The organism is Proteiniclasticum sp. C24MP (assembly GCF_043951855.1).
Lineage (GTDB): Bacteria > Bacillota > Clostridia > Clostridiales > Clostridiaceae > Proteiniclasticum.
Genome location: NZ_JBINJW010000001.1, coordinates 134,404 through 154,631, shown reverse-complemented (window position 1 = coordinate 154,631; position 20,228 = coordinate 134,404). Strand labels below are relative to the sequence as shown.

At 44.0% G+C, this 20,228-nt stretch carries 16 protein-coding genes and 1 pseudogene; 16 read left to right on the top strand and 1 reads right to left on the bottom strand.

Going from position 1 to position 20,228, the window contains the following annotated elements:
* Positions 1-21 precede the first annotated feature (21 nt).
* The 6 genes and pseudogenes from ACHAL6_RS00860 to arr form a co-directional block, all read left to right on the top strand.
* Positions 22-543, top strand: a complete 522-nt coding sequence (locus ACHAL6_RS00860; RefSeq protein ID WP_395268223.1) for a tryptophan transporter — start codon at positions 22-24, stop codon at positions 541-543.
* Positions 544-687: 144 nt separating this feature from the next.
* Positions 688-1,524, top strand: coding sequence for a DegV family protein (locus ACHAL6_RS00855; RefSeq protein ID WP_395268222.1), 837 nt, complete (start codon positions 688-690; stop codon positions 1,522-1,524).
* A gap of 211 nt (positions 1,525-1,735) precedes the next feature.
* On the top strand, positions 1,736-2,662 hold the full coding sequence (trxB, locus tag ACHAL6_RS00850; RefSeq protein WP_395268221.1) for a thioredoxin-disulfide reductase: 927 nt from the start codon (positions 1,736-1,738) through the stop codon (positions 2,660-2,662).
* 127 nt (positions 2,663-2,789) lie between these two features.
* Positions 2,790-3,440, top strand: a complete 651-nt coding sequence (locus ACHAL6_RS00845; RefSeq protein ID WP_395268220.1) for an NAD(P)-dependent oxidoreductase — start codon at positions 2,790-2,792, stop codon at positions 3,438-3,440.
* A 122-nt stretch (positions 3,441-3,562) separates the two neighbouring features.
* Positions 3,563-4,447, top strand: a complete 885-nt coding sequence (locus tag ACHAL6_RS00840; RefSeq protein ID WP_395268219.1) for a hypothetical protein — start codon at positions 3,563-3,565, stop codon at positions 4,445-4,447.
* A gap of 504 nt (positions 4,448-4,951) precedes the next feature.
* Positions 4,952-5,329, top strand: a pseudogene (gene arr / locus ACHAL6_RS00835) (NAD(+)--rifampin ADP-ribosyltransferase); the annotation flags it as partial.
* A 95-nt stretch (positions 5,330-5,424) separates the two neighbouring features.
* On the opposite strand, the gene zwf reads toward arr, so the two are convergent.
* On the bottom strand, positions 5,425-6,900 hold the full coding sequence (zwf, locus tag ACHAL6_RS00830; protein ID WP_395268218.1) for a glucose-6-phosphate dehydrogenase: 1,476 nt from the start codon (positions 6,898-6,900) through the stop codon (positions 5,425-5,427).
* 354 nt (positions 6,901-7,254) lie between these two features.
* On the opposite strand from zwf, the gene ACHAL6_RS00825 reads away from it, so the two are divergent.
* The 10 genes from ACHAL6_RS00825 (at position 7,255) to rnr (ending at position 20,222) form a co-directional block, all read left to right on the top strand.
* Entirely contained in the window at positions 7,255-8,295 is a 1,041-nt protein-coding gene (locus tag ACHAL6_RS00825; RefSeq protein WP_395268217.1) for a sugar-binding transcriptional regulator, read from the top strand.
* 33 nt (positions 8,296-8,328) lie between these two features.
* A complete protein-coding gene (gene gap, locus ACHAL6_RS00820; RefSeq protein WP_395268216.1) occupies positions 8,329-9,348 on the top strand; it encodes a type I glyceraldehyde-3-phosphate dehydrogenase in 1,020 nt (339 codons plus the stop codon).
* 88 nt (positions 9,349-9,436) lie between these two features.
* On the top strand, positions 9,437-10,630 hold the full coding sequence (locus ACHAL6_RS00815) for a phosphoglycerate kinase (RefSeq protein ID WP_395268215.1): 1,194 nt from the start codon (positions 9,437-9,439) through the stop codon (positions 10,628-10,630).
* Between the two features lie 13 nt (positions 10,631-10,643).
* Positions 10,644-11,390, top strand: a complete 747-nt coding sequence (gene tpiA / locus ACHAL6_RS00810) for a triose-phosphate isomerase (protein ID WP_395268214.1) — start codon at positions 10,644-10,646, stop codon at positions 11,388-11,390.
* 74 nt (positions 11,391-11,464) lie between these two features.
* The gene (gpmI, locus tag ACHAL6_RS00805; RefSeq protein ID WP_395268213.1) at positions 11,465-12,994 is read left to right on the top strand and encodes a 2,3-bisphosphoglycerate-independent phosphoglycerate mutase; all 1,530 of its coding nucleotides are present in this window, start codon (positions 11,465-11,467) and stop codon (positions 12,992-12,994) included.
* A 44-nt stretch (positions 12,995-13,038) separates the two neighbouring features.
* Positions 13,039-14,334: a phosphopyruvate hydratase gene (gene eno, locus ACHAL6_RS00800; RefSeq protein ID WP_395268212.1), complete on the top strand. Its 1,296-nt coding sequence runs from the start codon at positions 13,039-13,041 to the stop codon at positions 14,332-14,334.
* Positions 14,335-14,535: 201 nt separating this feature from the next.
* Positions 14,536-14,766, top strand: a complete 231-nt coding sequence (secG, locus tag ACHAL6_RS00795; RefSeq protein WP_395268211.1) for a preprotein translocase subunit SecG — start codon at positions 14,536-14,538, stop codon at positions 14,764-14,766.
* 70 nt (positions 14,767-14,836) lie between these two features.
* Positions 14,837-15,820, top strand: a complete 984-nt coding sequence (locus ACHAL6_RS00790) for an alpha/beta hydrolase (RefSeq protein ID WP_395268210.1) — start codon at positions 14,837-14,839, stop codon at positions 15,818-15,820.
* Positions 15,821-15,884: 64 nt separating this feature from the next.
* Positions 15,885-17,903 carry a sodium-translocating pyrophosphatase gene (locus ACHAL6_RS00785; RefSeq protein WP_395268208.1) on the top strand — a complete coding sequence of 673 codons (2,019 nt, stop codon included), beginning with the start codon at positions 15,885-15,887 and terminating at the stop codon, positions 17,901-17,903.
* Positions 17,904-18,089: 186 nt separating this feature from the next.
* A complete protein-coding gene (gene rnr, locus ACHAL6_RS00780) occupies positions 18,090-20,222 on the top strand; it encodes a ribonuclease R (protein ID WP_395268207.1) in 2,133 nt (710 codons plus the stop codon).
* Positions 20,223-20,228: the final 6 nt, after the last annotated feature.

The window sequence follows — 20,228 nt, the reverse complement described above, 5'->3', positions numbered from 1 at the left end:
ATTTTGAAAGGAATGAATGAAATGAATGTAAAGAAAATGACACTATCTGCTATACTGATCGCCATCGGCTATATCCTTCACCAGGTTGTTCCGGGGATTCCCTTTTTAGGTGGAATGAAGATGGATTTTCTTCTGGTCATGATGTTTTTCTCCATATTCCTAATGGATAATTACCGTGAAGTCCTTGCTGTGGCCCTTGTCTGTGGCATCATATCCGCTCTTACGACCACTTTTCCTGGAGGGCAGATTGCCAACATGGTGGATAAGGTCATAACAGGTTCTTTAGTGTTCATCGTATATAAGAGTATGGGACAGAGGATTCCGAGGATCATGAAGATCAGTGTCATCGCGATGTTTGGGACAATCGTAAGTGGTGCGATTTTTCTATCCGTGGGACTGGCGCTGAGTGGTGCTCCGATATCGTTTATGGATCTCTTCATCGGAATTGTTCTTCCCACGTCGGTTCTGAATACAGTAATGTCTGTATTCATGGAAAAAATCATGGAACGAGCAGGCTATGTCAAAGTGCTGAGAGAAGTATAAATCTTAAAATTTTCTTAGTTTCCTGAAGCTTATTTTGATTATCAAAGTGTATCTAGTATACTTTTCTATATTATGACTAATTCTATTGGAAGATACTATGATCATCTCGCCGATAGAACATAGAAAAGAAGCGAGGTTAATGATATGGAAAAAATAAAACTGATCACAGACAGTACCTGTGACCTGACTCAGGAACTGATCGAAAAATATGACATACATGTACTCCCCTTATCTGTTCACATCGGTGACAAGTCCTATAAGGATGGTGAATCCATCACTTTGACTGAAATGTATGAGGGAGTGGAAAACGGCAGTGCGTTCCCGACTACCAGTCAGGTGAATCCACAGGAATTCCATGACGTCTATAAGAAGTATCTGGATGAAGGTTACAAAATCGTCTCCTTCCACATATCTGCACTACTGTCCGGAACAATTCAGTCTGCTGAGATTGCCAAGGATATGCTGGAAACGGAAGACATCACCATAGTGGATTCCAAAGGAGTCTCAGGCGTTCTGTTTTTAGCCTTGGTGGAAGCAGGAGAAAAGATCAAAGCAGGAGGCACTTTGGATGAGGTCGTTGCAATACTTCAGGAAACAGCTGAAAAAGTGAAGCTCCTTGTGACCTTTGATACCATGGAATATCTGGTAAAAGGTGGTAGAGTGCCTAAATCCGTGGGAGCCATCGGTGGATTCCTGGGAATCAAGCCACTCATATCCGTAAAAGAAGGAAAACTTGAAATGGTGGATAAGGCGAGAGGTTCAAAGAAAGCGCTTAAATCACTGCTGTCCTTTATTGACAGCACACCCAGGAAGAAAGACTCGAAGGTCGTTGTAATCAACTCTCTGGACAGTGATGTGAACAGATCGGTGATCAGCCATCTGGAAAAAAGCGGCATCGGATACCATGAGATCGAAGTAGGGTGCGTTCTGGGGGTTCATGCAGGACCCCAACTGGTAGGTATTTTCATACTTGCTGATTAATTTTGTGTTATTCTATTCACTCCAAATAGCGAAAAAGAGAGCATATGCTCTCTTTTTCTGCGTAGACATGGAATAATTTCAGGCCATGCAATTAAATTGAGCACAATGTATTTACAAATACCCGGATTGGGTATAATATATTAAGTACGGTATGGAATTTACTTCCATTCTATATTATCATTAATCTTGAAGTAACCATGGGGAGGTAATCATGTCACATATTTATGAAACGATTATATTAGGAGGAGGTCCAGCTGGACTTTCCGCAGCACTATATGCAGGAAGAGGCAAGCTGGATACGCTGCTTATTGAAAAAGCCACTTACGGTGGGCAGGTTGCGACTACTTATGAAGTGGATAACTATCCTGGAACAGATTTAGGCATTACAGGACCTGAACTTTCCGATAAGATGAGAAAGCAGGCGGAGCATTTCAATACGAAATTCATCAAGGAAGACATCATCAGTGTAGATTTTTCCGATAAGATCAAGAAAATTGTCACCAATAAAGGAGAACACCTGGCAAAGACTGTCATCATCGCCACAGGTGCTCAGCCTAAGATGGTCGGATTCAAAGGAGAAATCGAGTTAAGAGGCAGAGGGGTATCCTACTGTGCCACCTGCGATGCTGATTTCTATACGGATCTTCCCATTGCTGTCATAGGTGGAGGAGATTCAGCTCTTCAGGAAGCTCTTTACCTGACCAAATTCGCTTCCAAAGTGACCATCATACACAGACGTCAGGGGTTCAGAGCTGCTCAGTATCTGGTGGACAAAACCAAAGCAAACCCGAAAATCGAGTTCCTTCTGGACACGGTAGTGGAAGAAGCAATGGAAGAAAACGGTCTGCTAACTGGCCTGAAGGTGAAGAATGTCATCACGGAAGAAGTAAGTGATTTCGTTACAGATGGCGTGTTTGTTTTCGTGGGATATGAACCTATTTCGGAGATCTTCAAGGGCATGGTCAATATGAATGCATTTGGTGAAATCATCACGGATGTATATATGAAAACCGATGTTCCTGGAGTATTTGCAGCAGGAGATATCCGTGAAACCACCATCAGACAGGTCATCACAGCAGCAGCAGATGGAGCCGTTGCAGCGATTTCGTGTGAGAAGTATCTGGAAGAAATGGAATAAGAACATTAGGCATGCTGGAGGAGAGTTTCCTTAGTGTGCCTTTTTTCTGTTTACAAAAGGGAATCTTACGTCTAGAATGTAGATGAGAATTATTATCAGAGCGTCCCAAGGGACCATAGGAGGATATATGCAGAAAATAGCTATAATAGGTGCTACAGGTATGATCGGATCCAGAGTGCTCATGGAACTGATTGAAAGAAGTTATGTGATCACAGCAATTTCCAGACATCCATTCGAACTTCCAGGCAGCCCGCAGATCATCGCCTGCGATGGAGATGTCATGAATGAAAAGGTTGTATCAGGCCATGTACTGGCACTGGAGAATGATGTGCTGATCAGTGCAATCAGTCCTGATCCGGATGATCTTGAAAGTTTTCTTACAGCAACGGAGAATCTCATCAAGATAGCTGAAAAATCAGCAGTGAAGAAACTCATCACCGTCGGTGGCGCTGGAAGTCTTCTGCTTCCAGATGGCAGAAAGCTGATGGAGAGAGAAGATTTCCCTGAAGCTGTAAAACCGATATCGGAGATTCACGAGAGAGCGCTGGAGATTTACAAGAACCTTCAGGGGAAGAAGTTCAACTGGATCAACATCAGTCCCGCTGAAATCATTGAACCAGATGAGAAGAGAGGAAACTACAGGTTCGGAACTGAAGAGAAGCTGCTTCTGGACAACGAAGGAAAATCCTACATCACAGCGGAAGATTTTGCTTCAGCAGTGGTGGATCTCATCAGTGACGAAACCATCGAAAATCAGAGAGTGACCGTAGCCTATTAGGAAGAAAGAAAAATAAGCTTTGATGTCACCCCTAAATATTGTATAATCATACATGTATAGAGAAACTATGACAGTAGAGCCCGAAAGGCTATATAATAACTGGGGAAAAGGGGGCAGGAGAATTGAATAAGAAAGCAATGACAGCAATGTCTGTATTTCTTTTTTTCTCCATGGTACTGAATATTTATCTGATTTCAGAAGCAAGAGAGATGAGCAAGGGTATAATCAGAAATTCAAACAGACTGCAGTATCTGGAAGATAATATCGACAGTGCGGTGGCTGACGCTGTGAAAAATGGCGGTCATGTGGAGACGATTCTTGAAGATGTGAACTGGACGGTCTCAGATCTCATAGACGGAGAAGAGAAAACGGCCATGCTCCACATAGATTTCAAGCTGAAATCCATGGATTCCACTTCGAAAGTCTACGCTGCTGTGGAAGCGGGAGGTGAGGAAGCGGTTCTTCTGGAAGCGCATCTTCTCAATGATACGACGTATACAGTGGACAGGAAAATCAATGTGCTGGAACCGGTAAGAATTGATCTTCTGGTAGAGAAGTACGGAGAAAAAAGACTGGAAAATCTTGTGGATGAAGAGGAAGTCTATAGAAAATACATAGCAGACACTGCATTCAATCTGCTGGATTTCACATCAGCCTATAATGAGGAAACCTCACAGCTTACCGCGTCCTATGATGCAGAAGTGGTGTTTTCCACTAAGAACATGATTGAACTGATCCGCTCGGATATGGTGGTGGAAAAGAACGGTATAGTATTAGAAAAAATACCTATGGAGACCTCCGATGTGAAATATCCTGATCAGATGGTTTATGAAAGTCATATTCATGATCTGAAAATAGAGGCGAAAGAACTGGATACCATCAATTTTTCAGTAATAATGAAAGATAAGCTGGGTTTCACATACAGGTATGATTTCGGCTCCTTCAGATACATCAACGGAGACCCGGTTGTAACAACCACTGCGTTACCTGAACTGTCTTTGAATTGAATAGAATGAGAGGGAAGATAGGTGTGATGAAACGCTTATCTTCTTCTTTTTCAGAGAGCTGAGGGAAAATCAACTTTGTTAGAATCGGAATAGTGAATGAAAGAAATCTCATTACCGCTGGAGGTAAGATAAATGAATAACCTGTTTGATCCCGCCAATAATATTGTGAGACTATGCATGGAAGGAATGAGTCTGGAGGAGAAAGGGCGAGAGGAAGATGCAGCTGACTTCTTCATGAAAGCATGGGAAGAGGCAGAGAATGATTTTGAGCGGTTCATGGCAGCTTTTCATGTGGGGCGTATCCAAAAGAATTATGCGGATAAACTGAAATGGATGAAAATATCCTTGGCCTGTGCATTGAATGCAGAGGACGCTGCTGTGCGAAGTGCATACAGAATGCTGCACAGGAGCATAGCAGCCTGCTATGAAGAGCTCAGCGACCAGGAACATGCTGCTGAAAGCTATAATCAGGCTGATTTCTACAAGGTTTCACCGACAGATGGGGGGCCGTTCTTTCATGGAACAAAGGCTGACCTTTCCATTGGTGATATGCTGACAGCAGGGGGAAACTCCAATTATCAGCCTGAACTTAAAATGAACCACATCTATTTCACTGCTAATATCAATGGTGCAGTTCTTGCCGCAATGCTAGCAAAAGGAGAAGGTGCTGAACGTATTTATGTCGTGGAACCGACGGGGGATTTCGAAAATGATCCAAACGTTACGGATAAGAAATTTCCAGGAAATCTGACACGTTCTTATAGATCGGCTGAACCCTTAAGAATTGTTGGAGAAGTACATGGCTGGAAGAAAATGACAGCAGATGAAAAGCGTGAGTGGATGGAGAAACTAGAGAAAAATAGAGGAAAGATCATAAACTGAATGAAATCAGATATATATATCAAAGAGCAGAAGCGATCAACGGATCATCCGTTTGCTGCTTCTGCTCTATCTTTTTATCATTTTTTTCTGAACGATCAGTATTCTCTGTTGAGATACCACCAGTGATTTGCGCCTGAGTCAATGAAGGAAGACAGATCCTCTGGACCGTTGGATCCCACTTCATAGGACTTCATCATGGAATTCTTCTTTCCGTTGACCTCATCCAGAATGGAGTCCACATATTTCCAGGTGAGCTGAAGCTCATCCCACCGGGTAAACAAGGTGGAATCGCCATTGATGGCATCCAGAAGTAGTTTCTCGTAAGAGTCTGGTGAATTAAAGAGATACAGACAGCTCTGGCAGTAGTCCATTTCCACCATGGCGATTTTATCTACTACTCCAGGTTCCTTGATATTGAGGTGCAGTGTGATGCCTTCGTCAGGCTGAATCTTTATTTCGAGGATATTAGGTTCAGATTCTTTCCCGTAATTGTACCTGTTGCTCTGTTTAAACTCTATGGTGATCTGGGCTGTTTTGTTCTTGAGACTCTTTCCTGTGAGCAGGTAGAAAGGTACACCTTCCCATCGGTCATTCTCGATGAAGACCTTTGTGGCTACAAGGGTCTCGGTGATGGATTCTTTGTCCACCTTATCTTCGTTCTGATATCCTTTATATTGTCCCAGAATCAGCTTCTCTTCAATATGATCACCACTAAAGGGCTTAAGAGAACTGAACACTTTCACCTTTTCGTTTCTTACATCGTCCGTGTCAAGGCTAACCGGTGGCTCCATGGCAGTGATTGCAAGAAGCTGGAGAAGGTGATTCTGCACCATGTCTCTGAGAGCGCCTGTGCCATCATAGTATCCGCCTCGCGTACCAACTCCTTCCTTTTCTAGAACGGTGATTTGTACGTTGCTGATATGATCCTTATTCCAGATGGAACCGAAAATGGCATTCTGGAAACGGAGCATGTTGATGTTCTGAATCATTTCCTTGGCCACATAATGATCGATGCGATAAATATCTTTCTCTTCAAATACGCTGGAAATGGAATCATTGAGTTTTGTTGCACTTTCCAGATTCTGTCCAAAAGGCTTTTCTATGATCAATCTCTGCCAGAGAGAATCCTTATCGCGTAATCCGCTGGCTTTGAGATTCATGACGATTTCACTGAAATAGTTTGGAGATACAGCCAGGTAGAACATGTAGCTGTTCTTGACACCGGGAGTATCCCTGGAATTCAGCTCACTCAGAAGATCCTCATAGTCGCTCTGGTCTTCGAAATTCAGTCTGAAATAGGTGATCATTTTACTGAAGGACTCGAAACTTTCCTCTTCGAAGTTTCTTGAGGAGAATCTTTTTATGGATGTCAGGAGATCCTCTCTGTATTCTTCTGTGGTCTTATCCCGCCTTCCGATGGAAATTGTGGTGAAATCCTTCGGAAGAAAACCGTTGATATGCAGCTGATAAAGTGCAGGTATAAGCTTCCGGTGGGTCAGGTCACCTGTACCACCGAAGATGATCATAGTAGTTTTGCTGGATTCATTATTTATATTGATGTCATTACTCATTCATCTGACCTCCATAGTTCACTGATAAAGTGGTATGCAGAACTTCATTCTGCAGTCTTTTCAATGATTCATTATATCATAGCGGAGATAAAGAGATGTTAATAATATTTGAAGTTGACTACAGCAGGGGTGGGACAATTCTATGCAGAAAAGTTGGATGCACTTAATGGTTATGCTTCAGCAACCTTGAAGTTCAAGATATTAACAACAAAGAAGTATAGTTAATAATCTGTTTACACGATATGCCTCTTTTTTTCAATAAATCTATTTTAAAATGGAAGCACATGGAGTATAATATACATGTGGGACAAATTTGAATACGGTGGGACAAAAATGGCCAAGGGGTGAAATCATGTGAATAGCTTTTTAAAGATACAGCAGAAAATTATTCCTGAGGCAACCGCTCTTCTTGAAAGAAGATACAACATTTTGAGAACCATCTTCAATCATCAGCCCATCGGCAGAAGGACATTATCCCAGAAACTTGAACTGGGGGAAAGAATTGTCAGAGGAGATCTGGATTTCTTCAAATCCATGGATTTCATTGATGTTTCCATACCGGGTGTGACGCTCACGGAAAAAGGGATTGAAATGCTCAATAATCTCAGACAGCTGGTTTCTCAGATCAAAGGACTTGATGATATGGAAAGCATACTCAAGAGTGAACTGGGATATAAGAAAATCATTGTAGTGCCAGGAGACTCGGACAAAGATCCCAATGTGAAGAAGGAACTTGGAAATGTTGCAGCGCTTTATCTGTCCAGTGTCATCAGGCACAAGGACATCATCGCACTGACAGGCGGAAGCACCATCAAGGAAATGGTCAACAGTTTCCCGAGGATGGATTTTCGAGACAATCTCATTGTTCCTGCGAGAGGTAGTCTAGGTCGGATCATTGATATTCAGTCCAATAATGTGGTAGCTGCGCTGGCGGAAAAGGTAGGCGCAAATTACAAACTCCTGAATGTTCCTGACAATTTAAGCAATGAGTCTTTAGAGGTTCTTCTGAAGGAAAAGGAAATCAGAGAGGTTGTAGATCTCATACGCAAGACGCATATCCTTGTACTTGGTATCGGACGGGCGGATAAGATGGCGGCAAGACGCGGCTTATCAGAAGACGAAATCAGAAAGCTTCTGGAAGAAGGTGCTGTGGGTGAAGCCTTTGGAACCTATTTCGGCAAGCAGGGCAAAAGCATCAGAAGGATCAATTCCGTAGGGATTTGTCTGGATGATTTCAAGGATGTACAGCATATGATTGCTGTTACAGGCGGCTCATCAAAAGCGGAAGCGATTGAAGCCGTAAGACTACATAACAAAAATGCTGTTCTCATCACAGATGAAGGAGCAGCAAGGAAAATCGTATCGATATTAAAATCTCAATATAATGAGTTTTAAATAAATAAACAGATTTTAGGAGGAGATTCAACAATGGCAGAAGTTTTAGTTGGAGTAAATGGTTTTGGTAGAATAGGTAGACTTGCATTCAGAGCAGCTCTAGAAAACCCAGAGGTAAGAGTGGTAGGTATCAATGACCCGTTCATCGATCTTGACTACATGGTATACATGATCAAGTATGATTCCGTACATGGCGGATACAAGGGAACAGTGGAAATTGACGAAGCAAACCACAGCCTCATCGTAAACGGAGAAAAGATCAAGATCTTCGGAGAAATGCAGGCAGGAGACATCGACTGGAAGAGCGTTGGCGCTGAGTATATTCTTGAATGTACCGGTATCAACACAACAAAGGAAAAGGCAGAAGCTCATCTTAAGGGTGGCGCAAAGAAGGTTGTTATTTCAGCACCATCAGCTGATGCACCAATGTTTGTAATGGGTGTTAACCAGGACAAGTACACAAGCGATATGACTGTTATTTCAAACGCTTCCTGTACAACAAACTGTCTGGCACCACTTGCTAAGGTCATCAATGATAACTTCGGTATCGTAGAAGGGCTTATGACAACAGTTCACTCCACAACAGCAACACAGAAGACTGTTGACGGACCTTCCAAGAAGGACTGGAGAGGTGGAAGAGCTGCATCCGCAAACATCATTCCATCATCCACAGGAGCTGCAAAGGCTGTTGGTAAGGTTATTCCAGAACTTAATGGAAAGCTTACAGGTATGTCTTTCAGAGTACCTACCATCAACGTATCTGTTGTTGACCTGACAGTTAGACTGGAAAAGGCTGCAACATATGAAGAAATCAAGACTGCAGTGAAGAAAGCATCTGAAAATGAGCTGAAGGGAATTCTTGGATACACAGAAGACGCTGTTGTTTCAACAGACTTCATCCATGACCCGAGAACATCCATCTTTGATGCAGAAGCAGGAATCTCACTGAACGATAACTTCGTGAAGCTTGTTTCATGGTATGACAATGAATGGGGTTATTCCAACAAGCTGGTTGACCTTGTAGCGTATGCTGCCAAGGTAGATGCTAAGTAATAACATCTAACACTATAAAGGTCTGGTCTAATAGTCTTGGCTATATGGCCAGGCCTTTTCAGGATATGAAAGCAAAGAGGTGTAATAAATGAGCTATAACAAAAAGACCATAGAAGACATCAGGGTTTCCGGTAAGAAAGTGCTCGTAAGATGTGATTTCAACGTTCCGCTGCAGGAAGGGAAGATCACGGATGAGAACAGACTGCTGGGCGCACTTCCTACCATCAAGTATCTCATGGAAAACGGAGCACGAGTGATTCTTTGTTCCCATTTAGGAAAACCAAAGGGACCGGATGCGAAATTTTCACTTGAACCTGTAGCAAAAAGACTGTCTGAACTGCTTGAAAAGGAAGTTGTCTTTGCTGCAGATGATACTGTTGTGGGTGAACACGCGAAGAAATCCGTATCGGAAATGAAGGACGGAGACGTGGTTCTGCTTCAGAACACAAGATTCAGAGCAGAAGAAACCAAAAACGGGGAAGAGTTTTCCAAAGATCTTGCGGGATTATGTGATGTGTATGTCAACGATGCATTCGGAACAGCGCACAGAGCACACTCCTCCACTGAAGGTGTCACAAAGTTTGTGGACACAGCAGTTGCAGGTTACCTGATCAATAAAGAGCTGAAGTTCTTAGGTGAAGCGGTAAACAAGCCTGAAAGACCATTCGTTGCCATTCTCGGAGGAGCTAAGGTTTCAGATAAGATCAATGTCATCAATGCGCTTCTTGATAAAGTGGACACTTTGATCATCGGTGGCGGCATGAGCTACACATTCCTGAAATCTCAGGGCTTCACAGTAGGTACTTCTCTTCTTGAAGAAGATAAGATCGACTATGCAAAAGAAATGATTGAAAAAGCGAAAGAGAAGAACGTTGAACTGCTTTTACCAGTTGATAATGTGGTAGCAGACAAGTTCAGCGCGGATGCAGAGCCTGTGACAACAGAAGATGAAAACATCAAGGATGGTTACATGGGACTGGATATCGGACCTAAGACCGCGAAGCTTTACGCTGATGCCATCAAAGATGCAAAAACCGTCATCTGGAATGGACCCATGGGTGTATTCGAATTTGACAACTTTGCAAAGGGAACCATTAAAGTGGCTGAGGCCATGGCTGAATCAGATGCTACTACAGTCATCGGTGGAGGAGATTCCGCTGCAGCTGTGAACATTCTGGGATTCGGTGACAAAATGACCCATATTTCAACCGGTGGAGGCGCTTCACTGGAATTCCTCGAAGGAAAGGTTCTTCCAGGAATAGCTGCTTTAAATGACAAATAAGGAGGATTTTACTATGCGTAAACCAATCATCGCGGGAAACTGGAAGATGCACTACACTGTGAGCGAAGCAGTCAATGTTGCAAATGAACTCAAGGGACTTGTTAAGGATGCGGAGGTAGATGTGGTCATCTGTGCCCCATATATACAGCTTCCGGCTTTAGTGGAAGAACTGAAGGGAACCAACGTAAAAGTGGGAGCCCAGAATATGCATTTTGAAGAAAAGGGTGCGTTTACAGGAGAAATCGCTCCATCCATGCTTACAGACCTGGGTGTGGAATATGTGATCATCGGTCATTCCGAAAGAAGACAGTATTTCAATGAAACGGATGAAACTGTGAACATGAAGCTTAAGGCGGCATATCGTCATGGCTTGAAACCTATTCTCTGCGTAGGAGAGTCATTGGAGCAGAGAGAAGCAGACACAACAAAGGACATCATCACGAACCAGATCAATAAGGCGTTCCTGGATGTGGAAGCAGAGCACGCACAGGACACTGTCATCGCTTACGAGCCAATCTGGGCCATCGGCACAGGAAAGACAGCTACCAGCGAACAGGCAAATGAAACCATCGGACAGATCAGAGATATGATCAGTACGCTATATGGTGCTGGAGTTGCTTCCAAAGTACGTATACAGTACGGCGGTTCTGTTAAGCCTAACACCATCAAGGAACAGATGGGCATGTCCGATATAGACGGTGCTCTGGTTGGTGGGGCAAGTCTTCTTGCAGAGGACTTCTCAAAGATCGTCAAGTTTTAGCATCAAAAGATAAGATGCTTCCTGATGCTGAGGAAACTCAGCAGGAATTTAGCAGACAAACTGGAGGAATATTCATGAAAAAACCTGTAATGCTGATGATCCTGGATGGATTCGGCTTAACAGACAATGAACTTGGCAATGCCGTCAAGGCAGCCAGAAAACCGAATTTCGACCACTACTGGGAAAACTATCCTCATACAACAATTGAGGCTTCAGGTCTGGCTGTAGGGCTTCCTGAAGGACAGATGGGAAACTCTGAAGTAGGGCATATGAACATCGGTGCTGGAAGAGTAATCTTCCAGGAACTTACAAAAATCACCCATGAAATAGAGACAGGAAATTTCTTCTCCAATGAGAACCTGAATCTTGCGGTGGATAATGCTTTAAAGAGCGGTGGAGATCTTCATCTTCTTGGACTTCTGTCCAATGGTGGTGTTCATTCCCATATCGACCATATTAAAGCGCTGGTTAAACTTGCGAAGGACAAAGGACTGGATCGTATCTATGTTCATGGATTCATGGACGGTAGAGACGTATCCCCTACATCAGGTATCGAGTTTGTCAGAGAACTGGAAGCATATTTTACCGAGGTAGGTGCAGGTAAGATCGCATCGGTCAGCGGAAGATACTATGCCATGGACAGAGACAACCGATGGGAAAGAATTGAAAAAGCATATGATGTTCTTGTCCACGGAAAAGGAGAATACAAGGAATCGGCAGTGGAATGCATGGAGGAAACCTATAAGAATGGCATCACGGATGAATTCGTTCTGCCTACTGTCATCGGAAAGGAAGGTTCACCTACAGCAACCATCAAAAACAATGACTCTGTAATCTTCTACAACTTCAGACCGGATAGAGGAAGAGAAATGACAAGAGCGCTGAATGACAAGGTCTTCAAAGGCTTTGACAGAGAGCCCCTTGATCTCACTTACGTGACACTGACTCAGTATGACAATACACTGGAAGATGTACATGTAGCTTATAATCCGACAGATTTCAGCAATACCCTCGGACAGTATGTTTCCGACAAGGGAATCAAGCAGCTGAGAATTGCGGAAACGGAAAAATATGCTCATGTGACCTTTTTCTTCAATGGTGGAGTGGAAGTGCCAAACCCTGGCGAAGATCGTATTCTTGTGGCATCTCCAAAGGTTGCCACCTATGATCTGAAACCGGAAATGAGCGCAGAAGGCATCACTGAAAAAGTCGTAGAGGCTATGGATCAGGAAGACTACGGTCTGGTGATCCTGAACTATGCAAATCCTGATATGGTAGGACATACTGGTATCATGAAAGCCGTTGTGGAAGCCCTCGAAGACATCGACATGTACATGAAGAGAGTCATCGACAAGGTCCTTGAAAAAGACGGAACGGTGTTCATCACAGCAGATCACGGTAATGCAGAGCAGCTGATCAACTATGAGACCGGTGGTCCCATGACTGCACATACCACAAATCCGGTTCCACTGATCTATGTGACGAACAACCCTGATAAGAAGCTCATAGAGGGTGGAAGACTTGCGGATCTGGCACCAACCATGCTGGAAGAAATGGGTCTTGAAATACCTAAGGAAATGACCGGACACTCCCTGCTTAAGTAATCACAAAATAAAAATATATAGATATTCCAAGGAGGAATTCATTCATGAAAAATTACGTAGAAATCATTGACGTAGTCGCAAGACAGATCCTGGACTCAAGAGCTTTCCCAACCGTTGAGGTGGAAGTATACCTTGAAGACGGTACCGTAGGAAGAGCAGCTGTTCCATCAGGTGCATCCACAGGTATGTTCGAAGCTGTTGAGCTTAGAGATGGAGACAAGGAAGTCTTCGGTGGAAAGGGTGTCCTTAAGGCAGTTGAGCATGTGAACAACGAAATCGCTGCAGAAATCATAGGACTGAACGTATTTGATCAGATTCTCATCGACAAACTGATGATTGAACTGGATGGAACAAAGAACAAGGGGAACCTTGGTGCCAATGCGATCTTAGGTGTATCTCTTGCAGTGGCTAAGGCAGCAGCAGGTTCAGTAGGACTTCCACTCTACCAGTATATCGGTGGCGTGAATGCGAAGACACTTCCAGCACCAATGATGAACATCATCAATGGTGGATCCCATGCAGACAACAATGTGGACCTTCAGGAATTCATGATTATGGCTCTGGGTGCTGAAACATTCTCTCAGGCTATTCAGATGTGTTCTGAAACTTATCATGTTCTCAAGGGTATCCTGAAGAGCAAGGGACTAGCTACAGGCGTAGGCGATGAAGGCGGATTTGCTCCGAACCTGAATTCCAACGAAGAAGCGATCCAGATCATCATCGAAGCCATCGAAAAGGCTGGATTCACACCTGGTAAGGATATGTTCATCGCTCTTGACCCAGCTTCATCCGAGTTCTTTGAAGACGGAATGTACAACCTGGCAGGAGAAGGCAGAAAGCTTACACCAGCAGAAATGGTGGACTACTATGCAGAACTGGTTGAAAAGTACCCAATCATTTCCATCGAAGATGGTATGGCTGAGGAAGACTGGGATGGCTGGAAGCTCATGACTGAAAAGCTTGGTGGAAAGATTCAGCTGGTTGGTGACGATCTGTTCGTTACAAACGTGGAAAGACTGAAGAGAGGTATTGATCTTGGCGTGGCAAACTCCATCCTGATCAAGCTGAACCAGATCGGTTCCCTGACAGAAACTCTTGATGCCATTGAAATGGCAAACAGAGCTGGATACACAGCGGTTATTTCACACAGATCCGGTGAAACCGAAGATGCAACCATCGCAGATCTTGCTGTGGCACTGAATGCTGGCCAGATCAAGACTGGAGCACCTGCAAGAAGTGAAAGAGTTGCCAAGTACAACCAGCTTCTGAGAATCGAAGAAGAACTGGACGAAGTAGCTCAGTACAGAGGATTAGGCGGTTTCTTCAACCTGAAGAAATAAGAGATCCGTATGCTGAATAGAATAGAATAGAATAGACGGACACCTTCATTATATGGAGGTGTCTTCTTCATGAAAAGTATTTGGACCCATGGCATTTATATGTTATGATAGGTAAGAATAAAAAGGTCTTAGAAGGTATACTTATTGTAGTGATAGGATAAGTATGATAAAATAAGTTGTTAGATAATCAGGAGGGATAGTATGGAAACTGTTTTAATCGTAGTTGAATTTATACTGGCAATCATCATGATCGCATTGGTTCTGATGCAGCAGAGTAAATCCGACGGTCTTAAGGGACTGACAGGTGGAAGCTCACAGGAATCTTTCTTTGCCAAGAATCGTGGAAGAACCGGAGAAGCATTCTTGAAGAAGCTAACTGTAATTGTTGCAGTGCTGTTTGCAATCAATACCATCGCAATGAATATGATTTAGATTTTGCTGCCTAGTAGTAGGCAGCATTTTGCTTTTTTGCTATAAATACAGGAAGATACTGGGGGAGAGTATGATGAAAAAACCACTGATCTTATTTGCTGCAGCAGTCCTGCTTCTAACGGGATCATGCGGGAAAAAAGAAGAGACGATTCATCTGGTGGATGACAAATATCAGGAAGAGAATGTTTCTGTTCTATTTGAAGAAGGGGAACTCAAAGGAAGTCTCATGTGGCCTGTGGTAGAAGGAGAGGGAAACCTGGTGATCATCGTTCCTGGTTCAGGTCCGACGGACCGCAATGGGAACAACCCGCAGGCAGGCGAAAACAATAACCTGCTGATGATTGCGGAAGCGCTCTCAGAGGCAGGGCACTACAGTCTTCGATATGATAAAAGGGGAATCGGAGAGAGTTCGGATCTTATAAAGAAGGAAAGCGATATGGATTTTCATGACTCCGTCAATGATGTACTCTCCTGGATCACCAAGTTCAAAGGGGATACCAGGTTCGAGAAAATCATTCTTCTAGGGCATAGTGAAGGAGCGCTCATATCAGCTGAAGTCTGCTCCATTTCTTCAGACTGTGATGCACTGATATCGGTATCCGGAACGGCTCAGAAAGCCCATGAGCTTCTTCTTGCGCAGCTGAAGGCCCAGTCTCAGGAAGCCTATGAAATGAGCGTGCCCATAGTGGAGGAGCTTGTAGAAGGGAATATGGTACCAGAAGTTCCAGTAAGTCTTTTCAATCTTTTCAGGCCTAGTGTTCAGCCGTATCTCATATCCTGGTTCTCCTATGATCCCGTGAAAATCATTTCTGAGATTACTGACCCGATACTGATCCTGCATGGAGACAGAGATATTCAGATCAGTCACAAGGAAGCACAGGTGCTGCATGAGGCCTCACCAGATTCTCAGCTTGAAATCATAGAAGGGATGAATCATGTCCTGAAGGATGCACCGGAAGACCTGGAAGGAAACATCGCCACCTACAGCGATCCGGATTTGCCTTTGAGTAAAGAATTTATGGAGAAAGTCATTGAATTTATCGGTGGTTTATAATAACATTTAAACATGAAAGAATATTCATACAATTAAAAGGTTTTGTAAAATGCAGGGGGTTTTTATGGAAACAGTTTTTTTTGTTACCGGATTCATTGGGGTTATTGCTGTCGGGATTGCACTTCTGCTTGCAAAGAGAATATCCGGCTATGACAGCGGAAATGAACGTATGCGTGAGATTTCAGAGTATATCCATAAGGGAGCATTGGCTTTCCTGAAGAGTGAGTACAAGTATCTTAGTGTGTTCATCTCCGCTGTTTTTTTTATTCTTGTTTTTGCCATAAGCTTTCGAACAGCCATGGCATTTGTTCTAGGTGCGATTTTTTCTATTTTAGCAGGCTTTTTTGGCATGACCGTTGCCACAAAAGCCAATGTGAGAACTGCGGAAGCGGCAAGGCATTCCCAGAGTAGAGCACTGAAAATCGCTTTTTCTGGTGGTGCTGTCATGGGACTCAGCGTCGTGGGGCTTGGGGTCATTGGCATTGGCTTTCTTCTGAGCATCTTTTCAGATGATACTTCCAGTCTCACCGGTTTTGCGCTGGGGGCTTCCTCCATTGCGCTTTTCGCTCGTGTAGGAGGAGGAATCTTCACCAAAGCGGCGGATGTGGGAGCAGATCTGGTGGGTAAGGTGGAAGCGCATATTCCTGAAGATGATCCCAGAAATCCTGCGGTAATCGCGGATAACGTGGGAGACAATGTAGGAGACGTGGCAGGCATGGGTGCGGATCTCTTTGAATCCTATGTGGGATCCATCATTTCTTCCGTCACCTTAGGCTATATCGTACTGGATAAGTTCGGAGCAGTTTTTCCGCTGCTGCTGACATCCATTGGAATCATAGCATCTATAGCGGGCATATATATTGCAGCCAACGGCAGAGGAAACAATCCCCAGAAATCACTCAATATGGGTACTTATACAGCTGGTATCATTGTAATCATCGGTACACTTGTTTTAAGCTATCTTGTACTGGACTCCATCAGCGCTTTCTTTGCTGTGACTGCAGGTCTTCTGGTGGGTATTCTCATTGGAAGAATCACTGAAGTCTATACCTCTGCAGATTTCAGAAGCGTCAAGAACATTGCATTGGAATCGGTGAGCGGTTCTGCCACGAACATCATTTCAGGGTTAGGGGTTGGCATGTTTTCCACCATGATTCCCACACTGCTTATTGTGACTGGAGTGCTTGTCTCGTATTTCGTCATGGGCGGAACAGAAGATCCGACCATGGGCCTTTATGGGATTTCTCTGGCTGCAGTGGGGATGCTCTCTACTACAGGGATCACAGTGGCAGTGGATGCCTACGGTCCCATAGCGGATAATGCAGGTGGCATCGCGCAGATGGCGGATCTCCCAGCAGAGGTCAGAGAAATCACAGACAAACTGGACTCCGTTGGAAATACGACAGCCGCTATCGGAAAAGGATTTGCCATAGGATCCGCTGCGCTCACAGCACTTTCCCTCTTCGCCTCCTACGCGGAAAGCGTGGAGCTGACCAGCATCAATCTGCTTAATCCACTAAGTCTCGTTGGTCTTCTTATTGGCGGGATGCTTCCCTTCCTGTTTGCTGCGCTGACCATGAACTCTGTGGGCAAAGCAGCCAATGAGATGGTCACTGAGGTGAGAAGACAGTTCAGAGAGATTGAAGGCATCATGGAGGGCACCGGGAAACCTGACTATGACAGATGCGTAGCCATTTCCACGAAAGCTGCCTTAAGAGAGATGATTCTTCCAGGTGTGCTTGCGGTTGTGATTCCGGTAGTGGTGGGTCTTCTGTTTGGACCGGAAACTCTAGGCGGGCTCATTGCAGGTGCAGTGGTGACAGGTGTACTTCTGGCCATCATGATGTCCAATGCAGGCGGAGCCTGGGACAATGCCAAGAAATACATCGAATCCGGAGAACATGGAGGAAAGGGCAGTGATGCGCATACAGCAGGTGTTGTAGGGGATACAGTTGGAGATCCTTTCAAGGATACCTCGGGACCTTCCATGAACATACTCATCAAGCTCATGTCCATCGTATCTCTGGTCTTTGCACCGGTGATTCTGGAATATGGCGGTATCATCATTAAACTGTTCAATTAAGGAAGGAAAAAAGGGAGCCTGATTATCATCGGGCTCCCGGTTTTTGACCTTTAACATGAAAATTATTAGAAAGTATACAAGTTATTATCCAAATCTCAGGATAAGTTAACACTTTTTCTGTATACTGATAGTATAACTTAATGAAGCGGATTTAATGATAAAAGTAAATCTAACATGGAGGTAAGTATGTTAAGAGAAAAGATAATGGAAATTCTTTCGGCACATAGCTATAATCCGATGAATACGGATGAACTGGCTAATGTCCTGGGGCTGGAAAAGAATGAGAAGAAAGAACTGAGAAAAGTCATCGATGGCCTTATGAAAGAGGGCGTGGTGATTAAAATCAAGAAAGAGAAAATCGTCCTTCCTGAAGAGTATGGAGTATACACAGGAAGAATTGATGTGAATAAGAGAGGTTTCGGTTTTGTGGCAAGAGGGGAAGGCAAGGAGGATATCTTTGTTCCGGAGAATGCCATGAAGACCGCCATGCATGGTGATAAGGTTCAGGTGAAGGTGATGAGAGAAAATGCCGGATCCAGAAGAGCTGAAGGAGAAGTCCTTCAGATCATCGAAAGAAAGAATAATAAGATCATCGGTGTCTATGAGGAGTCCAAAGCCTTCGGCTTCGTGGTTCCTGAAGACACGAAGATGCATCATGATGTATTCATTAACAAGAAGAACAGAAACTTTGCGGAAAATGGTGACGTGGTTGTGGTGGAAATCACTAAATGGCCGGAGAAAGGAAGGAATCCCGAAGGACTCATTACTGAAATCCTAGGTAAGAAAGGAGACAAGGGTGTAGACATTCTTACTGTGGTCAAGAAATATAGTCTTCCAGAAGAATTTTCACCTGAAGTCATCGGATACACGGATCGGATTCCCGAGGAAGTTCCGCAGAAGGAGATCGAAAGAAGAAGAGACCTGAGGCATGAGATGATCATGACCATCGACGGAGCCGATGCCAAGGATCTGGACGATGCAGTATCAGTGGTAAGACTTCAGAACGGAAACTTCAAGCTCAGTGTGCATATCGCCGATGTGACGCACTTTGTCAAAGAAGGAAGCCCCATTGACAAGGAGGCATTTAAAAGAGCCACATCCGTGTATCTGCTGGATCTGGTGATACCGATGCTGCCAAAGAAACTGTCAAACAATCTGTGTTCTTTGAATCCATTTGAACCGAAGCTTACCTTAAGCTGTGATATGGTCATTGATCCACAAGGGAAAGTGGTGGAATACGACATCTATGAATCCATCATCGAATCCAAACTGAGGGCAACCTATGCGGGAGTCACCAGAGTTCTCAAGGGAGAAATGGATGAGGAGCTGGAAAAGTACAAGGAATTTATCCCCATGATCAAAGATATGGAGGAGCTTCAGCATATTCTGGAGAAGAAGAGAGAAAGAAGAGGGGCCATTGAGTTTGATTTCCCGGAGAGTAAGATCACCCTGGATAAACTCGGCAAGCCTGTGGATGTTTCTCTATATCCAAGAGAAATCTCCAACAAGATGATTGAAGAGTTCATGCTGGCCTGCAATGAAACAGTGGCTGAGCATATGTTCTGGGCTCATGTTCCGTTCATCTACAGAATTCACGAAGAACCGGATGAGGAGAAGCTGAAGGCATTCACCGAGTTTTCCTTTAATCTGGGATATCCTGTGAAGCTTTTTGCAGGCGTTCAGCCTAAGATGCTTCAGGAGATTCTTGAGAAGGTGAAGGGTGAACCGGCAGAACCGGTTTTATCTAAACTTCTATTAAGAAGTATGATGCAGGCCAGGTATGCGCCTGAAAACATCGGGCATTTCGGTCTTGCAGCAACTTACTATTCTCACTTCACATCACCCATCAGAAGATATCCCGATCTTCAGATTCATCGCATCATCAAGGAATTCCTGAATGGTGAGCTGGATGAGAAGAGAGCGAAAAAGCTGATTCCCATTGTAGCAGAAGCTTCGAAACAGGCATCTGAAATGGAGAGAGTGGCTGTGGAGGCGGAAAGAGAACTGGATGCGCTGAAGAAGGCGGAGTTCATGAAGAACCACGTGGGAGAGACTTTCGAAGGAATCATTTCCTCCGTAACCAACTTCGGTCTCTTTGTGGAACTGCCCAATACCATAGAAGGTCTGATACACATCACATCCCTCTATGATGATTATTATGTCTATGATGATCGTTATATGACACTCATCGGAGAACGCTCAGGAAGAAAGTTCAGTCTGGGTGAGAAAATCGAAGTCCTTGTGTCCAACGTCAATCTGGATTCCAGAGAAATTTTCTTTGAAGTCAGTGATGGAGAGGATTCGGAGAAGAACAATTAGTATTTT